This window comes from Kocuria sp. JC486 (assembly GCF_011602805.1).
Classification (GTDB): domain Bacteria; phylum Actinomycetota; class Actinomycetes; order Actinomycetales; family Micrococcaceae; genus Kocuria; species Kocuria soli.
This window is the reverse complement of the sequence record NZ_JAAOZS010000017.1, coordinates 1-16315: the sequence shown is the minus strand read 5'-3', so window position 1 is coordinate 16315 and position 16315 is coordinate 1. Positions and strand designations below refer to the sequence as shown.

Sequence of the window (16315 nt, the reverse complement as noted above, 5' to 3'; positions counted from 1 at the left end):
CACTACAGTGTGACCATGCTGCCGTTCCTGCTGGTCTCCACCCGTCCCGAAGACACCATTGCGGACGAGGAACACGAGACCATGTGCCGCTTCGCGGGCCTGGAACCGAGCCAGCTCCACAGGCTGCGGCTCGAGCAGGGCGAAGAAGCCTCCCGTGAACTCGCGGCCCTGGACCTGAGCCGCTACTCGGGGGTCCTGGTGGGCGGTTCGCCCTTCAACACCTCCCTGCCGCAGGCCGAGAAGTCCGCCACTCAGGTCCGCGTCGAACTGTCCCTGGGCGAGCTGCTGGACCGCGTCATGGCGGACCGGATTCCGTTCTTCGGTGCCTGCTACGGCGTCGGGACCTTGGGCGTACATCAGGGTGGCATCGTGGACGGCACCTACGGGGAGGACGTCGGCGCCATCGAGGTCACGGTGACCGACGACGGCGCCCGGGACCCGCTGCTGGCCGCCCTGCCCCGGCGGTTCCACGCTTTCGTGGGACACAAGGAGGCGATTCGGGAGCTGCCGCCCAACGCCGTGCTGCTGGCCACGGGGGAGACCTGCCCCGTGCAGATGTTCCGGGTGGGCACGCACGCCTACGCCACACAGTTCCACCCCGAACTGGACGAACCCGCGCTGATCGGACGTATCGAGGCCTACAAGCACCACGGCTACTTCCGCCTGGAGGACGCCGAATCGGTGAAGCAACACGTCAAGGACGGCCCGAAGGTGCACGTCCCGTCCTTGCTCCTGCGGGAGTTCGTGCGAGTCTTCGCCCGGTAGCCCTTGGGCCGAGGTGCCGGTAATCGTTTCGGTAATCGTTCAAAGGGGTGATTCGGGTGTCTCCCGACTTGGATACGGTGAACACATGACAACTCAGACCGGGGTGTTTCCCCCAGCCACAGTGCCGAGTTCTTGGACTGCGGCTCCCGGTCCCACCACACCTCCTCCGCCGTCGCTGCCGCCCCTGGACCCCCGGACCGGCCTGCCGACCGGCGCCCACTACCGTGACCTCGCCTACCACCGGCTTGCTCTGTCCGATCCCAAGCACCGGCGATGGTCACCCCTGGCCGAGGGCGGTGCCCTGGTGGCCGGGATCATGCTGGTGACCATCGTGTTCGCTATCGGTGCCGCGATCGTCGCACTGATCCTGGGCGCAGATTCGTTCTTCATGGACATGAGTTCCACGGACGCGGAACAGATGGACATGACCAATCCATGGATCTTCCTGTTCCTCTTCGGGTCCGTGGCCATCTGGATGCCCGTGGTCCTGTTCATGCGATGGCTCCTGCGGCCCCGGCCGCTCGGGTTGATCTGGTCTGTCACCGGCCGGATCCGCTGGAAGTGGCTGTTGACCACCATGGGACTGGCCACGGCCGTGTTCGTGCTGATCTACGGCCTGATGACCGTGCTGGAAGTGGCCCTGGCAGGTGCAGGCGGTGGCGAAGCCACGGCGACCGTCCAGCGCCACCCTTTGTGGTGGCTCACCCTGATCATGGGTTTCCTGGTGGTGCCCATCCAGTGCACCGCGGAGGAACTCGTCTTCCGCGGCTATCTCGCCCAGGCGATCGGTCGGTGGCTCAAGAACCCCGCCTGGGCCATCCTGCTCCCGGCACCCGTGTTCATGCTGGGCCACATGTACGACGTGTGGGGTCAGCTCTCGGTGCTCTGGATGGCCGTCGTCGCGGGCTTCATCACGTGGCGCACCGGCGGGCTGGAGGCCGCCATCAGCCTGCACGTGGTCAACAACATGGTGGTGACCGTGACCAGCGTTCTGTGGCCTTCCGATCCCACGCAGGCCTCGGAGAGTTCCGTGGGGTTCATGGGGTTCGGCGTGATCTTCGTGATCGAACTGGTTTACGGTCTGCTCGTCCTGCTGCTCTCCCGCGCCGGACGTGTGGCGCGCAGCCGCCACGCGATCGTGTGGCCCAAGAAGGATCAAGACGCCTGGTACGACCGGGTCCGCGCCGCCTACGCGCCCGTCGGCTACCCGTCCGCGGGGGCCCCCTGTGCCCCCCCCCCCCCCCCCCCGCCCCCCGCCGCCCACCAGGGTGCGGGCGCCTGCGGCCCCGGCCACCCGCCGCAACCCGCTCAATTCGCGCAACACCACCAGCCTGTCGCGCAGCCGCCCCTGGTACCGGTCACGATCCCTGCATCCATGGCCTACGTAGACCCCGGGCAGGTCGGCGAGAACCAGAGCCTCCGGCTCGTCCCGGCCGAGGGCTTGATCGCCTATGCCGCTCCGGAACTCGAACCGGTCCCCGGAACCAACCCGCCCGTCTACGCCCACCGGGTTGTCTGGATGGCGCGACCCCTTTCCCAGCAGGCTGACGGCACACCCGCGCCGTGGCAGGAAGGCCAGTCACAGTGACCCACACATCCCCGGTGCAGGCAACGCCGATCGACCCGCTTGCGGTGGACCACGCCGAGGACCTCGGACGCTTCGTCACGGAAGCCCCGAGCTCCTACCACGCCGTGGAGGCGGCCGCTCGGCGGCTCGAGTCCGCGGGCTTCACCCGGCTCGAAGAGACCCGGCCCTGGGGGTCTGAGGTCGCCACCGGTCGGCACTACACGGTCAGGGACGGGGCCTTCATCGCCTGGATCGCTCCCGCGGGCGACCCCCAGGAGCCCGCCGGGTTCCGCATCCTGGGCACCCACACCGATTCGCCGTCGTTCAAACTCAAGCCGCACCCGGGTACGGGAATGAGCCCCTGGTGGCAGTTGGGCGTGGAGGTCTACGGCGGTCCGCTGCTGAACTCCTGGCTGGACCGTGAACTGCGCCTGGCCGGGAGACTCACCGTCCGGGACGGGGACGGAACCAGGACCTGCACGGTGGCCACCGACCCCGTGGCGCGCATTCCGCAGTTGGCCATCCACCTGGACCGTGGGGCGAACAAGGGGCTCACGTTGGACCCGCAGCAGCACACCCAACCGGTGTGGGGCTGCGGCCGGACCGCGGGGGACGTTCTGGCCTACCTCGGCTCCCACGTGGCCGACGGGGCGGTGGCACCCGAAGACATCCTGGGCTGGGACGTGGTCCTGGCCGACGGGCAGGAGCCCCGGCGTTTCGGTGCCCACGGTGAGTTCCTGGCCTCGGGCCGTCTGGACAACCTGAGTTCCGTGCACGCCGGCCTCACGGCGATGATCGACCGGGCGGAGGAATTCGAGAACCTGCGGACCACCACGGTCCTGGCGGCTTTCGACCACGAGGAAGTGGGGTCCAGAACCAGATCCGGCGCGGCCGGGCCGTTCCTCGAGGACGTCCTGGTCCGGATCGGTGCGGCCCACGACTGGTCGGAGGACCGACGCCGGGCCCAGTGGGCGTCGTCGTCATGCCTGTCCGCGGACGCCGGGCACCTGGTCCACCCCAACTACCCGGGTCACCACGACCCTGCCAACCGGCCCGTCCCCGGTGGCGGCCCTCTGCTGAAGATCAACGCCGATCAGCACTACACCACGGACGCGGAGGGTGCGGCGCAGTGGGCGCTGGCCTGCCAGTCTGCAGGCGTGCCCACACAGGAGTTCGTCTCCCACAACGCGGTGCCCTGTGGGTCCACGATCGGCCCGATCACCGCAGCGCGGCTGGGCATCCGAACGCTGGACGTCGGCGTCGGGCTGCTGTCCATGCACTCCGCCCGGGAGATGGTTCACGTCCAAGACCTGTACTCCCTGAGACGTGCGGTGGCTGCCTGGTGGGTTGCCTGACGGCTGGCCGAGGAGTCGCCCCACAACCCCCGTCAACGGGCGTCAGCGCGGGGGACGAAATCCCTTGCGATGCTACTGTTTGAGCCATGCTGACAGTCATCGGGGAAGCCCTCATCGACGTTGTTTCGCGCCCTGATCAGGACCCCGTGCGCCACCCCGGAGGCAGCCCCATGAACGTGGCGCTCGGCCTCGCGCGCCTGGGCCACCCCGTGAGGTTCCTGGGTGCCTGGGGCGACGACGACGACGGTCGTCTGCTCCACCAACACCTCAGTGCGGAGGGCGTCGAGTTGCCCCTGCCGACCCACGACTCCGCGACATCCGTGGCCGAGGCCAGGATCGCAGAGAACGGTTCGGCCGACTACGACTTCAGCATGACCTGGGAGTTCCCGGTCGAACAGGCCGAGTTGGAGGCCATGGTCGGCAACTCCACCGCGTTGCACGTCGGGTCGATCGCGACCGTGCTGGAACCCGGGTCCGCCAACGTCGTGAAGGCCGTGAAGGCTGCCGCCGGCAACGTGTTGGTCACCTATGACCCCAACTGTCGTCCCCAGATCACCCAGGACGTGGACGAGGTCCGGGAGCGGGCGGAGTTGTTGGCCGGACAGGCGGACGTCATCAAGGCGTCGGACGAAGACCTGCAGTGGCTCTACCCGACCTCGACCCTCCAGGAGTCGGCGCGTGCCTGGCACCGGTCGGGAGCCAAACTGGTGGTCGTGACCCGCGGGGAACTCGGCCCCTGGGCGATCAACGCAGCCACGGCACCGGAAGGGGTCGAAGTGCCCGCGCGCAGGACCGACGTCGTGGACACGGTCGGGGCGGGGGACACGTTCATGGCTGCCTTGATCAGCCAACTGGTCGACCTGGGGCTCGACGGTGCCGAAGGTGCGGACAAGATCGGGGACCTGGACGAGTCGCAGATCGCTGCGCTGCTGCGGCGTGCGGCGGACGCGGCGGCCATCACCGTTTCCCGGGCCGGGGCTGATCTTCCCCGACGCGAAGAACTGGACGCACTGGGCGAATCCGAGGGTGCCACCCGCCCGTGAGACGCGCACTTTGGGTAGCGTGACAGGACACGGTCGTTGAATCCGGCCGGATCGAACCGTCGCGGATCTGATCGAGATCAGATCGAGGAGGACCCATGCTCAACCGTGATCCCTACGCCGACCTTCCGCAGCTGCCAACCTTCACGTTGACCTCGGAGGACATCACCGATGGGCAACCGCTGCCCACAGCCCAGGTCACGGCCGGACTCGGTGGCTCCGACACCTCACCCCAGCTCTCCTGGACGGGTGCACCGGAGGGGACCAAGTCGTACGTCGTGACCTGCTACGACCCCGATGCCCCCACCCCTTCTGGTTACTGGCACTGGTGCCTGGCCAACATCCCGGCGGACGTGACCAGCCTGGCAACGGATGCCGCAACCGCACCTCCGGAAGGCGCCACCCGGCACCGCACCGACGGTGGATCCGATGCCTTCGAAGGGGCTGCGCCGCCCCCCGGCCATGGTGCCCACCGCTACATTTTCTGCGTCACCGCCGTGGACACCGAACACCTGGACGTGGAGGGTGCCTCACCGGCCGTGGTGAACTTCAATTTGTTCTTCCACGGGATCGGCCGGGCCTTCCTGACCGGAACTCACGAGGAGCGGGAAGACTGACCGACCTGCTGGGACCCGATCCGCTGGGTCTGGTCCGGGACGTTCGCCTGGTGGCCAGCGACCTGGACGGCACTCTGATCGGTGAGGACTTCCGATTCCGCCCCCGTTCCCTCGACGCCCTTGTGGCCCTCGAGGAGGCGGGGGTTCCCGTCGTCTTCGTGACCGGGCGGCCGTCGCGTTGGCTGCACCCGTTGCGCGAGCAGGTGACCCCTGCGCTGTCCCAGGTGGGGACGGTGATCTGCGCCAACGGTGCCATGGTCTACGACCTGGCCTGCGACCGCGTGATCTCGTCGAACACGTTCGAGGGGAGGGTGGCCCTGCGCGTGGCGCGTCGCCTGCGCAGCGAGATCCCCGGGGTGTACTTCAGCGCCGAGACCCTGCGGGGAGTCGTCGCGGAACCCGGGTGGATCCCCACGGACCGGACCGCCATGGACACCAACACCGACGACGTCGTGGTCGGCGACATCGAGACGCTCCTCCATCCCGCGGACCAGGTGGTCAAGTTCCTGGCCAAACGAGACCACCACGACCCTGAGGACTTCGTGCGGGAGGTCGCACGGCATGCCGCCGAACACATGGCGGTGACGCACTCCGTCCCCACCGAGGCCCTTGCCGAAATGTCCCAACTCGGGCTGAGCAAGGCCCAGACCTTGCGAAAACTCTGCGCGGACCTCGGTGTGGAACGGGGCCAGGTCATGGCCTTCGGGGACATGACCAACGACCTGGAGATGTTGACCTGGGCGGGGTACGGATTCGCCATGGCCTCCGGCTCACCCGTGGTCGTGGAGGCCGTGGAACGTACGGCCCCGCCCTTCGAACAGGACGGTGTGGCACAGGTCGTCGAACAATTCCTGGCAGCGCGTCAGACCGGTGACCTGGCGGGTTGAGGCGTGGCCCGGCGCGAAAGATCGCGGTCGTCGTCGCCGTCGTTACGCACGGGTAACCATGACCCGTATGCTCGGCCCATGAAACTTTGCCCCGTAAATGCACCGGCCGACATGGTCCTGGCCCACCGCGGGTTCGCCCCGGACGGTGCGGAGAACACCCTGACTGCATTCCGGGCGGCACGCGACCTGGGGTGTCGGTGGATCGAAACCGACGTCCACACCACCAAGGACGGGGTGGTGCTCGCGTTCCATGACGCGACCCTGGACCGGGTGACCCAGGGCGCGGGGCAGATCAACGACCTGAACCACGCAGAACTGGCCGACTTGATGGTGGCCGGAACCAGCCCGGTCCCCACGCTGCGCGAAGTCTTGGACGAGCTGCCCGAGCTGTACGTCAACATCGACGTCAAGGACGAGGCGTCGGTGACTGCGCTGCCCGCGGTACTCGAGGCCACCGGTGCCGCCGGTCGCGTGCGGATCGCCTCCTTCTCCGACTCCCGGCGGGGGCGGACCCTTGCCGAACTGAGTGCGCGGGGGCTACGGCCGTTGAGCACGTCCGTCGGCGCCACGGGGTTCTTGACGGCACTGGTCCTCTTCCACACGGTGCCTGCCGCGTGGCCGGCCGCTCGGTGGCTGTCGCGCCGTCGTGTCCCGAAGTTCGACGTGATCCAGATGCCCATGAAGCTCGGGTGGATGCTCCCCAAGGTGCGCTGCCTCCCCCTGGTCGGGGAATGGTTGGGGCGCAGGGTCGTGGCCACGCGGCGGTTCGTCGCGGCGGCTCACCGGCACGGAATCCAGGTGCACGTGTGGACGGTCAATCGGCCGGAGGACATGGAGCTGATCCTGCACCACGGCGTTGACGCCTTGGTGACCGATCGCGCGGACCTCGCGTTGGAGGTCGTGGCACGGGCGGCCCGGGAGGGAACCGGCACTGGTTCCGCCCTGTGACACCCGTCTAGGGTTGGACTATGACGCAGAGCACAGTTCCCGTTGATCCTGAACAGTACGTCCGGACCGAGGTCCGCAACGGCACGGGGGTCATCACCCTCGACCGCCCCAAAGCCCTCAACGCCTTGACCGCCCAGATGTACCGGGACCTCCTGGAAACCCTGTGGGCCTGGGAGAACGACGACGCCGTGGAGCAGGTCCTGATCCACGCCAGCGCCCCGCGCGCCTTCTGCGCCGGTGGAGACATCCGCCAGATCCGTGAGGCCGTGGTGGACGGGGACATCGACCGCGGAGTGGCAGCCTTCACCGACGAGTACACGCTCAACAACCTGATCGCCAACTACCCCAAGCCCTACATCGCCCTCATGGAGGGGTACACCATGGGCGGCGGCATGGGCCTGTCCGTGCACGGCAGCCACCGGATCGTCACGGAGAACACCGTGATGTCCATGCCCGAGTGCGTCATCGGTTTCTTCCCGGACGTGGGGGCGTCCTGGTTCCTTCCCCGCGTGAACCTGCTGGGCCGCGGTCCGTCGCTGGCCGTCGGGCGTTGGCTGGGTCTGGGTGGTCAGCGCATCACCGGTCCCGACGCCGTCGCCGTGGGGCTGGCCGACGTCCTGGTGCCCTCGGCCCGGCTGGAGGAGTTCCGCGAACTGGCGATCTCCGACGGCGTGGAGGAAGCCGTCGCCCGCATTGCCGCCACGGACGACGACGTTCTGCCGGCCGCCACGCTGCCGGAACGCTGGGACGAGATCGAAGCCGTCTACGGGGCGGACTCCCTGGCCGAGGTCGTCGCTGCAGCGGGTGAGGACCTGGCGGGGGCGTCGCCGTCGTCGTTGGCGCGGACCTGGGAGATCCTGGACGCCGGTGCCGCTGCGGAATCCGTGACCCAGTGCCTGGAGCGCGAGCTGGCCATGGCGCGGGACACGATTTCGGGCGCCGATTTCAGCGAGGGTGTGCGCTGCACCCTGATCGACAAGCAGGACGACCCCGTGTGGCAGCCGCCCACGGTGGAGGATGTGGACGTTGCCGCGATCCGCGACGTCGTCGCCACCTCGGCGCAACTGCGGACCCGACCCTGACCGGTCAATCCGTTCAGACGTGAATTGTCCCGCCCGTCAGCGCTGACGGGCGGGACAATTCACTGGTCGCTGCTCATGCTGCGGAGAGGCGGATCACCCCATGGGACCGGAATGTTCCTTGGGGACAGGCGTGTAGTCGGGCTGGATCGGGTCCACGCCGCCGGTGGTTCCGCGCCACAGGGCAAGGCCCCGCATGCCGTGGAAGACCAACAGGGTGGCGGCGGTGCCCAGGGCGATGCCCGCGAACTCGATGCCGAACGCCGTCCAGGTGTAGTCCGCGATGCCGATGATCATGGCGATGGCTGCGGTGGTCAGGTTGACGGGGTTGGAGAAGTCCACGCGGTTCTGGACCCAGATGCGCACGCCGAGCATGCCGATCATTCCGTAGAGCACCGTGGCGGCACCGCCGAGCACGCCGGCCGGCACCGATGCCACGGCTGCGCCGAACACCGGCAGGAACGACAGCAACAGGGCGAAGACCGCCGCCACCCAGTAGGCGGCCGTCGAATAGACCTTGGTGGCCGCCATGACGCCGATGTTCTCCGCGTAGGTGGTGGTGCCCGAACCGCCGCCGGAACCGGCCAGGACCGTCGCCATGCCGTCGGCCATGATCGCGCGGCCCATGACGGGGTCCAGGTTCTTGCCGGTCATGAGCGACACCGACTTCACGTGACCGATGTTCTCCGCGACCAGCACCAGGATCACCGGGACGAACAGGCCGATCAGGGACAGGTGGAACTCCGGGGAATGGAAGCTCGGGAGGCCGATCAGCCCGTCGTTCTCCCAAGCGGCCCGGATCGGGGCGAAGTCCACCTCACCGCGGGCGACCGCGGTCAGGTAGCCGATGACCACCCCGATCAGGATGGAGAGGCGCCCCAGAATGCTGCGGAACAGTACGGAGACAAGGACGATCGAGGCCAGGGTGACCAAGGCCGTGACGGGCGCCTTCATGAAGTTGTCCTTGGCCGCGGGGGCCAGGTTGAACCCGATCAGCGCCACGATGGTGCCGGTGACCAATGGCGGCATGAGTGCCTGCAGCCATCCGGTGCCCAGGAACTGCACCAGGACGCCGATCAGGAACAGGGCGGCTCCGGCCATGACCACGCCACCCAGCGCCCCGCCCGGACCGTATTCGCCCATGGCGGCGCCGATCGGGGCGATGAAGGCGAAGGACGACCCCAGGTAGGACGGCACACGACCTGCCGTGAGCACCAGGAACAGGATGGTGCCCACACCGGAGAAGAACAGCGTGGTCGACGGCGGGAAACCGGTGATCAGGGGGACCAGGAAGGTCGCGCCGAACATCGCCACCACGTGCTGCGCGCCGATCCCGATGGTCCGGGGCCAGCTCAACCGCTCGTCGGGACGGACCACGTCACCGGCGGCCACGGCCCGGCCGTCGCCGTGGAGCTTCCAGCCGAGTCCGAGCCTGCCGGCGAAGGTGTCCGGGCGGTCCGCCGTCGTCGTGGTGTCGGGTTCCGGTGCGGAGGACGAAGGTTCTGGTGTGGGGGAACCGGTGGGCGCGGGCATGCAGCAACTCCTGGAGACAGAGACGTACGGCCCGGCACCGTGATCGCGGACCGGCCCCAGCGTAGTCCCACCCCCGCCGAACCCTCACGAAACTCCCGCATCAGCCCCCGATCCGCGAGTTTCGTGAGGGTTCGGCGGAGGAATGGAGCGTGAACAGGTTGGATGCGCACCCCTGGATGCAACTAGGGAAACCCCGCGTGGACATCTGCCAACTAAGGTGTACCTTAGTGATGTCTCAGCCGTTGAGATCCGCGCAATGACGGGCGAATTACGGGCAACGGAGCCCGTTTGAACCGTTCGCGATCTCGCAGTCACCACGTGAGGAGTGGGCCGTGGGCGTCCTTCCGTTTTCCACCGCGACGGGTAGAACCCCGGGGCGTTCTACAGCCTCCTCGAAGGACCGGGCCACGTGTCTTGACAGCATCCGGCCCGGTGGGACCGCTCGAATCGCGGGCTTCTCCGCCGACGCCGACCCCGTACTCTGTCAGCGACTCCAGGACCTGGGGTTCCACCCCGGGGCGGAGGTCTCCTGTCTCCGAGTGGCTCCGCTGGGCTGCCCCCTGATGCTGCGTGTGGGCAATGCCGACCTGTGCTTGCGTAAACAGCAGGCGCGCAGCATCCAGATCGACCTCGTCGCCTCGTGAGCTGCCACGCCGAGAACGGGGACCGCGACCTTCTCACGGGAACTCGCGACGTCGCGCTCATCGGTTGCCCCAATGCAGGCAAGTCCTCCCTGTTCAACCGGCTCACCGGTCTCTCCGCAACCACGGGGAACTACCCGGGCGTGACCGTCACCCGGTCCCGCGGCAAAGCAAGGATCGACGGCGCAGACGTCACGATCACGGATTTGCCCGGAACCTACTCGCTGAGTGCCGCCAGCCCCGACGAGCAGGTGGTCCTGGACCACATCCAGGGGCGTCTGCCCGGGGAAGGGGAATTCGGCAGTTCTCTGGTGGTCATGGACGCCACCACCCTTGAGCGCTCGATGATCCTGTTCGCCCACGTGTTCGAGCTCGGGCGACCCACGGCTGTCGTGCTGACCATGGTTGACGAACTGCGAGCCGGTGGCGGTGACATCGATTCCGCGCGGTTGTCCCAGGCTCTCGGGGTTCCCGTGGCGGAAGTGGTGGCGCACAAGGGTCGCGGTGTGGACGAGGTCCGGGAGCTGCTGGGGCGTGCCGGGGACTGGCCGACCGCCGTCGTGCCCCCGCCGACCGCTGACCGGGGCGAGACCCGTGAATGGATCGACTCCGTGCTGGCCACGTCCGGGTACCGGGCGAACCGTCCCAACGCCACAACTCGTGGGATCGACCGGATCTTGCTGCACCCCGTGTGGGGTGTGGCCGTGTTCTTCCTGGTCATGTTTCTGTTCTTCCAGACGATCTTCACCGTGGCCGCTCCGGCCCAGGGTTGGATCGAGACGCTGTTTGCGGCGTTGGGCGAGTGGGCGGGGGAGCGCATCGAGCAGCCGCTGGTCGCCGATTTCGTGTCCACGGCGTTGGTCGGTGGAGTGGGCGGGGTGCTGGTGTTCCTGCCGCAGATCGCTCTGTTGTACGTCCTGATCTCCATTCTGGAGTCCGTGGGATACATGTCCCGGGCGGCCTTCCTCATGGACCGGGTCATGGCCCACAGCGGGCTGGACGGACGCGCATTCGTTGCCATGCTGTCCTCCATGGCCTGCGCAGTGCCGGGGATCATGGCCACCAGGACCATGGCGTCTTCACGGGACCGGATCGCCACCATCTTGTCGGCCCCGCTCATGACCTGCTCCGCGCGGCTGCCCGTGTACGTCCTGCTCATCGCCATGTTGGTCCCCGACGACGCCCGGTTCGGTCCGTTCGGTTGGCAGGGCACGATCCTGTTCCTGATGTACGTCCTGGGTGGCCTGGCGGCGTTGACCGTCGCGCGCGTTCTCAAGGCAACGATTCTGCGCCGAGGATCCCTCCCGTTCTACCTGGAGATGCCGCCGTACCGGATTCCCACACCCCGCCAGATCGCCCGGGCGGTCTGGGTGCCGGTGTGGATGTTCACGCGCAAGGTCGGCACCATCATCCTGGCTGCAACCATCGCCCTGTGGGCGCTCATGAGTTTCCCGGCCAACACCGCGGCGACGGAAGGGATGGACGAACCGGAGGCCAGCGCGTACGTGCTCGAGCACAGCATTGCGGGACGGATCGGGCATGTGATCGAACCGGTTTTCGCTCCTCAGGGCTTCGACTGGCGGATCGACGTCGGGCTGTTGGGCTCCTTTGCGGCACGTGAGGTTTTCGTGTCCACCATGGGGCAGGTGGTTGCCGCGGATAATGCCGACGAACCCGCGGATGCCCTGTCCGCCATGACGTACACGCACGGGCCGAATGAAGGGGAGAAGGTGTTCTCCGCGCCGACAATCGCGGCGTTGCTTGTGTTCTTCGCCTTTGCCATGCAGTGCGTCTCCACACTGGCGACCATGCGGCGAGAGACGAACTCGTGGAAATGGCCTGCCGTGGCCACCGCATACATGTTCGTGCTGGCGTGGGTGGGTTCTTGGCTGGCGGCGGTGATCGTCAGGCTGGTCACGGGTGGATGACCAGGACCTGAACGCCGTCGCACTCCACCCGGAGCTGACCCAGGACCCCCGGGAACTGCGATGGGTGATCAGTACCTGTCCGCGCGACCTCCACCACGCGGCCACCCACCCGGACGGGCCGCTGTCAGGCCTGATCCGCGGCGGGCTCCTCAGCGACATCGACGGCGGGCCCGGGTGGATCATTACGAGCGTTGCGGACCCGGGTACGTGGAAGGACGTGGCCGGTGAGGTGCGGCGGGCCGTCCGCACCACCGCGGCGGCCGTCCAGGCGGAGGGGGTTCTTCCGGTTGGTTCCGGCAGTGGTGGCGGGGAGGTGCGGTGCCCGATTCCCGACGACGAATTGGCCCTCCTGGCCGCATCCCTACTTCAGGAGCACATCGCACCGATCGCCGGTGCCCACGGTGGGCGCATCAGCATCCGGAAGGTGACCGACGGCGTCGTCACGGTCGATCTTGCCGGTGCGTGCCACGGCTGCCCGGCGGCGGTGTTCACGCTCAAACAGCGTTTCGAAGCCGTCCTCCAGCGATCAGCACCCGGCGCTCGCGTGGTCGAGGCCTGACCTCGGTCTTTTCCAGCCCACCGAGTTCGGGGTTGTTCCGCCTATTTCGGCGAATAGGCGGAACAACCCCGAAGTCAGTGGAAGGCTGGGGCGGCGACGCCGGGGGAGAGAACGCCGTCGGTCATGGTGAAAACCTGATGGAACCGCTGCAGGAAGTCCAGGTCGTGGGTGACCAGAACCGTCGCCGTGCCGAGGGTCTCGGTCAGGGAACAGATCAGGCCGATGATCTCCCGGCTGCGGGCTCGGTCCAGCGCGGAAGTTGGTTCGTCAACGATCATGACTTCGGGGTCGTTCATCATGGCCCGGGCAATGTTCACGCGCTGGCGCTGACCGCCCGAGAGTTCATGCGGTCGAGCACGGTGGGCCCGTTCCAGGCCCACCTGGTCCAGCAGCTGCGCGGCGCGTGTCCGGCGTTCGCCACGAGGGGCAGAACCTGGCCCAAGTTCTCCCACGGCCAAGAGCTGGTCCAGAGCTGTCAGCGATGGCAGGAGGTTGGCCTGCTGGAACACGATTCCGATTCTCTCCCGACGTAGGGTCGCGGTCTGGGACGGGGAGAGATCGGTTGTCTCCACGTCGCCGATTCTGACCGATCCGGAATCCGGTGTGATCAGGGTCGCGGCCACAGCCAAGAGGCTTGACTTGCCCGAGCCGGAGGCTCCGGTGATACCCGTCACGGTGCCGGGTTCGGCTGTCAGGGAGACATCGTTCACGGCCGTGTGGCGGGACTGGCCGTCGGGAAATGTCAGAGTCACATCTTGCAAGGTCAACACGGTCATCGACTCCTGAGTCGGGGTGGTGGGTATGGGATGAATGCGGACTCAGCGGGCGCTGCCCAGCGCAGTGAGCGGGTCCGCCGTCGTGATGCTGCGCAGCGCAAAACCCGCGCCCACCAGCCCCAGAATCACCAGGATCACGGCGGGTAACGCGGTGGTGTACCACGCGATCACAAAGGGGAGAGCGGCCCCTGCCAGTGCCCCCAGGCCTGCAGTCAGGGCAATGCCCAGCCCCACGCCCAGCAGCAGGATGACCAGCGCTTGGCCCAAGGCGTCCGCCCGGAGCCGGCCGTTGGAGGCGCCCAGTGCCTTGAGCACGGCAATGTCTGCCTTGCGCTGGATGGTCCAGACAGTGAAGAACGCACCGATGACCAGGCCGGAGATGGCGAACAGCATGGCCACCATGGCCAACAGGGAGCTGACTTCCGAGCGGAAAGAGTCGATGGACAACAGTGCCGTCAAGGAGTTCGCGGTCACCGTGCCCTGCTCGGCGTCAATACTTGTGGCGTCAGCAGGGTCTCCCTTGATGGCAATCGCCGTGGCATAGGAGTCCGGATCACCCATGCGCTGCTGCAACTCTTGCCAATCGGTCAAGGTGGTGTAGACGACGCCGGTGTGCGCATAGGACCGCTCGCTGATCACGTCCGTGACCGTGAAGTCCTCGCCCGCAATGGTCATGGTGTCTCCGGAACCCAGTTTGAGATCATCGGCCACGGTCTGGCTGATGACGACTTCCTCGTCCTGGGAGGGGGAGTCTGCGGTTCCGCCGAAGACTGCCAGTGCAGCCGAGTGCCCGTCAGTCTCTCCCCGGGATTGGGAGATGCCGATTGCAGTGGACTCTTCCACGCCCTCCGCTTGGGACCAGGCCTTGGCTTGCTCCCGGGTGATCTGGGAGTCGGAGAACGTGGGGTCCTTCTCGGATGTGCTCTCCGCGACGTTGGCAAGGGCGATCTTGTCTGCGTTGAGTCCCTGAACTGCGGAAATGTTTTCGTTGGCCAATCCTCCGGTCAGACCCGTCAGGAATCCAACAAGCAGGGTGATCAGGACCACCACGGAGGTGATCAGGGTGAACCGGCCCTTTGCGAAAAGCATGTCACGCCATGCAACAAACACGATGCGTCCTCTTTCATGTCTGACTCCCGCATCACGGACCGGTCCTTGTCTGGAAGGCGTGGCCTTGGCCGGAGTTCTTGGTTGGCTCCAATCTCCCGGAATCCATGTCCCGTGCCATCGTGGAAAGGTGCACTGCTGCATCCGCGATGGAAGGGTGTCCGGGACCAACTTTCGATGGATGTCGCGCAGTGCGTCACAGGCATTAGCGTGAGGAGCATGGACTCTTCTGCGTTGTGTCCCGTGTTCGTGGGGCTGCGTGTGGGTCTCTACACGTTGATCGCGGGGCTGGGTTTGCTTGTGGTGCTTCGCGCTGCCCTGGGGGACAGCCTCGCCCCGGTGGCGGCGGTCTCTCTGGTGGTGATCTTCGAAGTCACCTTCTTCTCCGGTGTCTGGTTGGCGCGCCACGCCGTCGGCCTGGGGAGGGCGGAAAGCCTCCATCCGCGAACCGTTGGCTGGCTGATCCTGCTGACCGTCGAATGGATGCTTCTGGTCTTCCTCGCACCGGACGCAGCCTTTCTGGTCTTCCCGCTGTTCTTCTGCTATCTGCATCTGTTGCCGCGGTGGCACGGGCCGGCCGCCGTGGTGGTGTCTGCGGTTGCGGCCGTGGTGGTGTTGGGCGCACATCGTGGCCTTACCCTCGGTGGTGTCATCGGGCCCCTGATCGGCGCGGGGGTTGCGATCGCGATCGGACTGGGATATCGCGCGCTGTACCGGGAAGTGGCCGAGCGCAACAGATTGCTCGCAGACCTGATGGCTGCCCAGCAGCGTCTGGCGGCGACCGAACGCAACGCCGGGGTCGAGGCCGAACGGACCCGGTTGGCAGCAGAGATCCACGACACCGTGGCCCAAGGCTTGTCCAGCATCCAGATGCTGCTGAGTGCCGCCCAACGTGCCGATCCCGGCCGAGCCGGTTCTGAGAACATCGAGTTGGCGCGGCAGACCGCCGTTGACAATTTGGCCGAGACCAGGCGCTTCATCCGGGCGCTGTCCTCTCCGCACCTTGAGGCCCGAACACTTCTGGGCGCATTGGAGCGCGTGGTGGCACGAACGGATGCAGCGACGCCGACACGCGTCCGGCTGGTGGTGGACGGGTCACCACGCTCTCTGCCTCGTCCGGTCGAAGCCACGGTACTGCGGGTCGTGCAGGGCTCGTTGGCGAACGTGGTTTCGCACGCGCGTGCGAAAGAGGCGGTGGTCACCTTGAGTTTCCTGGAGGGCCAGGTACGGGTGGACGTGGTCGACGACGGCGTTGGGCTGGACACCGGTTCCCAAGGGCCGCTCCCCGGGGCGGCGGGTGCGGGTGTGACACCGGATCGTTCGAATGGGTCGTTCGGGCTGTCGATGATGCGAGAACGAGCGGCCCAATTGGGTGGCACGTGCGTGGTGGAGTCCTTCCCGGGGGCGGGGACCGCGGTGTCCGTTTCCTTCCCGGAATCCGTCCCCCGTTACCTTCTTCCCAGCTCGTCCGTCCATCAGGATGGGAGGGTGCTGACCGGCCGGTCCTCGGCAT

At 67.2% G+C, this 16315-nt stretch carries 15 protein-coding genes; 12 read left to right on the top strand and 3 right to left on the bottom strand.

Going from position 1 to position 16315, the window contains the following annotated elements; genetic code table 11:
- Nucleotides 1-15: 15 nt before the first annotated feature.
- From GWK18_RS09395 to GWK18_RS09360, 8 genes are all read left to right on the top strand, one after another.
- The gene (locus tag GWK18_RS09395; RefSeq protein WP_123825408.1) at nucleotides 16-765 is read left to right on the top strand and encodes a glutamine amidotransferase; all 750 of its coding nucleotides are present in this window, start codon (nucleotides 16-18) and stop codon (nucleotides 763-765) included.
- An 85-nt stretch (nucleotides 766-850) separates the two neighbouring features.
- Nucleotides 851-2353 carry a type II CAAX endopeptidase family protein gene (locus tag GWK18_RS09390; RefSeq protein WP_166834830.1) on the top strand — a complete coding sequence of 501 codons (1503 nt, stop codon included), beginning with the start codon at nucleotides 851-853 and terminating at the stop codon, nucleotides 2351-2353.
- Nucleotides 2350-3687 carry a M18 family aminopeptidase gene (locus tag GWK18_RS09385; protein ID WP_233568788.1) on the top strand — a complete coding sequence of 446 codons (1338 nt, stop codon included), beginning with the start codon at nucleotides 2350-2352 and terminating at the stop codon, nucleotides 3685-3687. Before GWK18_RS09390 ends, GWK18_RS09385 begins: the two co-directional genes overlap by 4 nt.
- An 86-nt stretch (nucleotides 3688-3773) precedes the next feature.
- Nucleotides 3774-4730 (top strand): carbohydrate kinase, encoded by a 957-nt coding sequence (locus GWK18_RS09380; protein ID WP_166834828.1) that lies wholly within the window; start codon nucleotides 3774-3776, stop codon nucleotides 4728-4730.
- Nucleotides 4731-4825: 95 nt separating this feature from the next.
- The gene (locus tag GWK18_RS09375; protein ID WP_166834826.1) at nucleotides 4826-5344 is read left to right on the top strand and encodes a YbhB/YbcL family Raf kinase inhibitor-like protein; all 519 of its coding nucleotides are present in this window, start codon (nucleotides 4826-4828) and stop codon (nucleotides 5342-5344) included.
- A 50-nt stretch (nucleotides 5345-5394) separates the two neighbouring features.
- Nucleotides 5395-6231, top strand: a complete 837-nt coding sequence (locus GWK18_RS09370; RefSeq protein WP_348535914.1) for an HAD family hydrolase — start codon at nucleotides 5395-5397, stop codon at nucleotides 6229-6231.
- Nucleotides 6232-6309: 78 nt separating this feature from the next.
- On the top strand, nucleotides 6310-7179 hold the full coding sequence (locus tag GWK18_RS09365) for a glycerophosphodiester phosphodiesterase family protein (RefSeq protein WP_166834824.1): 870 nt from the start codon (nucleotides 6310-6312) through the stop codon (nucleotides 7177-7179).
- 20 nt (nucleotides 7180-7199) lie between these two features.
- Nucleotides 7200-8261: an enoyl-CoA hydratase/isomerase family protein gene (locus GWK18_RS09360; protein WP_166834822.1), complete on the top strand. Its 1062-nt coding sequence runs from the start codon at nucleotides 7200-7202 to the stop codon at nucleotides 8259-8261.
- A 93-nt stretch (nucleotides 8262-8354) separates the two neighbouring features.
- On the opposite strand, the gene GWK18_RS09355 is transcribed toward GWK18_RS09360, so the two are convergent.
- The gene (locus GWK18_RS09355) at nucleotides 8355-9791 is read right to left on the bottom strand and encodes a solute carrier family 23 protein (RefSeq protein WP_166834820.1); all 1437 of its coding nucleotides are present in this window, start codon (nucleotides 9789-9791) and stop codon (nucleotides 8355-8357) included.
- A 332-nt stretch (nucleotides 9792-10123) separates the two neighbouring features.
- Here GWK18_RS09355 and GWK18_RS12925 point away from each other — a divergent pair, with 332 nt between their 5' ends.
- Genes GWK18_RS12925 through GWK18_RS13470 form a run of 3 tightly spaced genes read left to right on the top strand, consistent with a single transcriptional unit; the run spans nucleotide 10124 to nucleotide 12919 of the window.
- A complete protein-coding gene (locus GWK18_RS12925) occupies nucleotides 10124-10435 on the top strand; it encodes a FeoA family protein (RefSeq protein ID WP_166834818.1) in 312 nt (103 codons plus the stop codon).
- Nucleotides 10432-12360, top strand: coding sequence for a ferrous iron transporter B (locus tag GWK18_RS13475; protein WP_348535913.1), 1929 nt, complete (start codon nucleotides 10432-10434; stop codon nucleotides 12358-12360). The genes GWK18_RS12925 and GWK18_RS13475 overlap by 4 nt, the downstream gene beginning before the upstream one ends.
- On the top strand, nucleotides 12353-12919 hold the full coding sequence (locus GWK18_RS13470) for a NifU family protein (protein WP_166834816.1): 567 nt from the start codon (nucleotides 12353-12355) through the stop codon (nucleotides 12917-12919). Before GWK18_RS13475 ends, GWK18_RS13470 begins: the two co-directional genes overlap by 8 nt.
- Before the next feature lie 74 nt (nucleotides 12920-12993).
- On the opposite strand, the gene GWK18_RS09335 is transcribed toward GWK18_RS13470, so the two are convergent.
- A complete protein-coding gene (locus GWK18_RS09335; RefSeq protein WP_166834884.1) occupies nucleotides 12994-13689 on the bottom strand; it encodes an ABC transporter ATP-binding protein in 696 nt (231 codons plus the stop codon).
- Between the two features lie 48 nt (nucleotides 13690-13737).
- Nucleotides 13738-14784: an ABC transporter permease gene (locus tag GWK18_RS09330; protein WP_167739420.1), complete on the bottom strand. Its 1047-nt coding sequence runs from the start codon at nucleotides 14782-14784 to the stop codon at nucleotides 13738-13740.
- Between the two features lie 237 nt (nucleotides 14785-15021).
- Here GWK18_RS09330 and GWK18_RS09325 point away from each other — a divergent pair.
- Nucleotides 15022-16315, top strand: a 1294-nt coding sequence (locus GWK18_RS09325; protein WP_166834812.1) for a sensor histidine kinase, incomplete at its 3' end; no start/stop codon positions are given.

What these genes read in the sequence shown, in the direction of transcription:
- GWK18_RS09390 (WP_166834830.1), top strand. Translation starts at nt 851, where the DNA reads ATGACAACTCAGACCGGGGTGTTTCCCCCAGCCACAGTGCCGAGTTCT.
- GWK18_RS09355 (WP_166834820.1), bottom strand. Translation starts at nt 9,791, where the DNA reads ATGCCCGCGCCCACCGGTTCCCCCACACCAGAACCTTCGTCCTCCGCA.
- GWK18_RS09380 (WP_166834828.1), top strand. Translation starts at nt 3,774, where the DNA reads ATGCTGACAGTCATCGGGGAAGCCCTCATCGACGTTGTTTCGCGCCCT.
- GWK18_RS09395 (WP_123825408.1), top strand. Translation starts at nt 16, where the DNA reads ATGCTGCCGTTCCTGCTGGTCTCCACCCGTCCCGAAGACACCATTGCG.
- GWK18_RS09375 (WP_166834826.1), top strand. Translation starts at nt 4,826, where the DNA reads ATGCTCAACCGTGATCCCTACGCCGACCTTCCGCAGCTGCCAACCTTC.
- GWK18_RS09330 (WP_167739420.1), bottom strand. Translation starts at nt 14,784, where the DNA reads ATGCTTTTCGCAAAGGGCCGGTTCACCCTGATCACCTCCGTGGTGGTC.
- GWK18_RS09360 (WP_166834822.1), top strand. Translation starts at nt 7,200, where the DNA reads ATGACGCAGAGCACAGTTCCCGTTGATCCTGAACAGTACGTCCGGACC.
- GWK18_RS09365 (WP_166834824.1), top strand. Translation starts at nt 6,310, where the DNA reads ATGAAACTTTGCCCCGTAAATGCACCGGCCGACATGGTCCTGGCCCAC.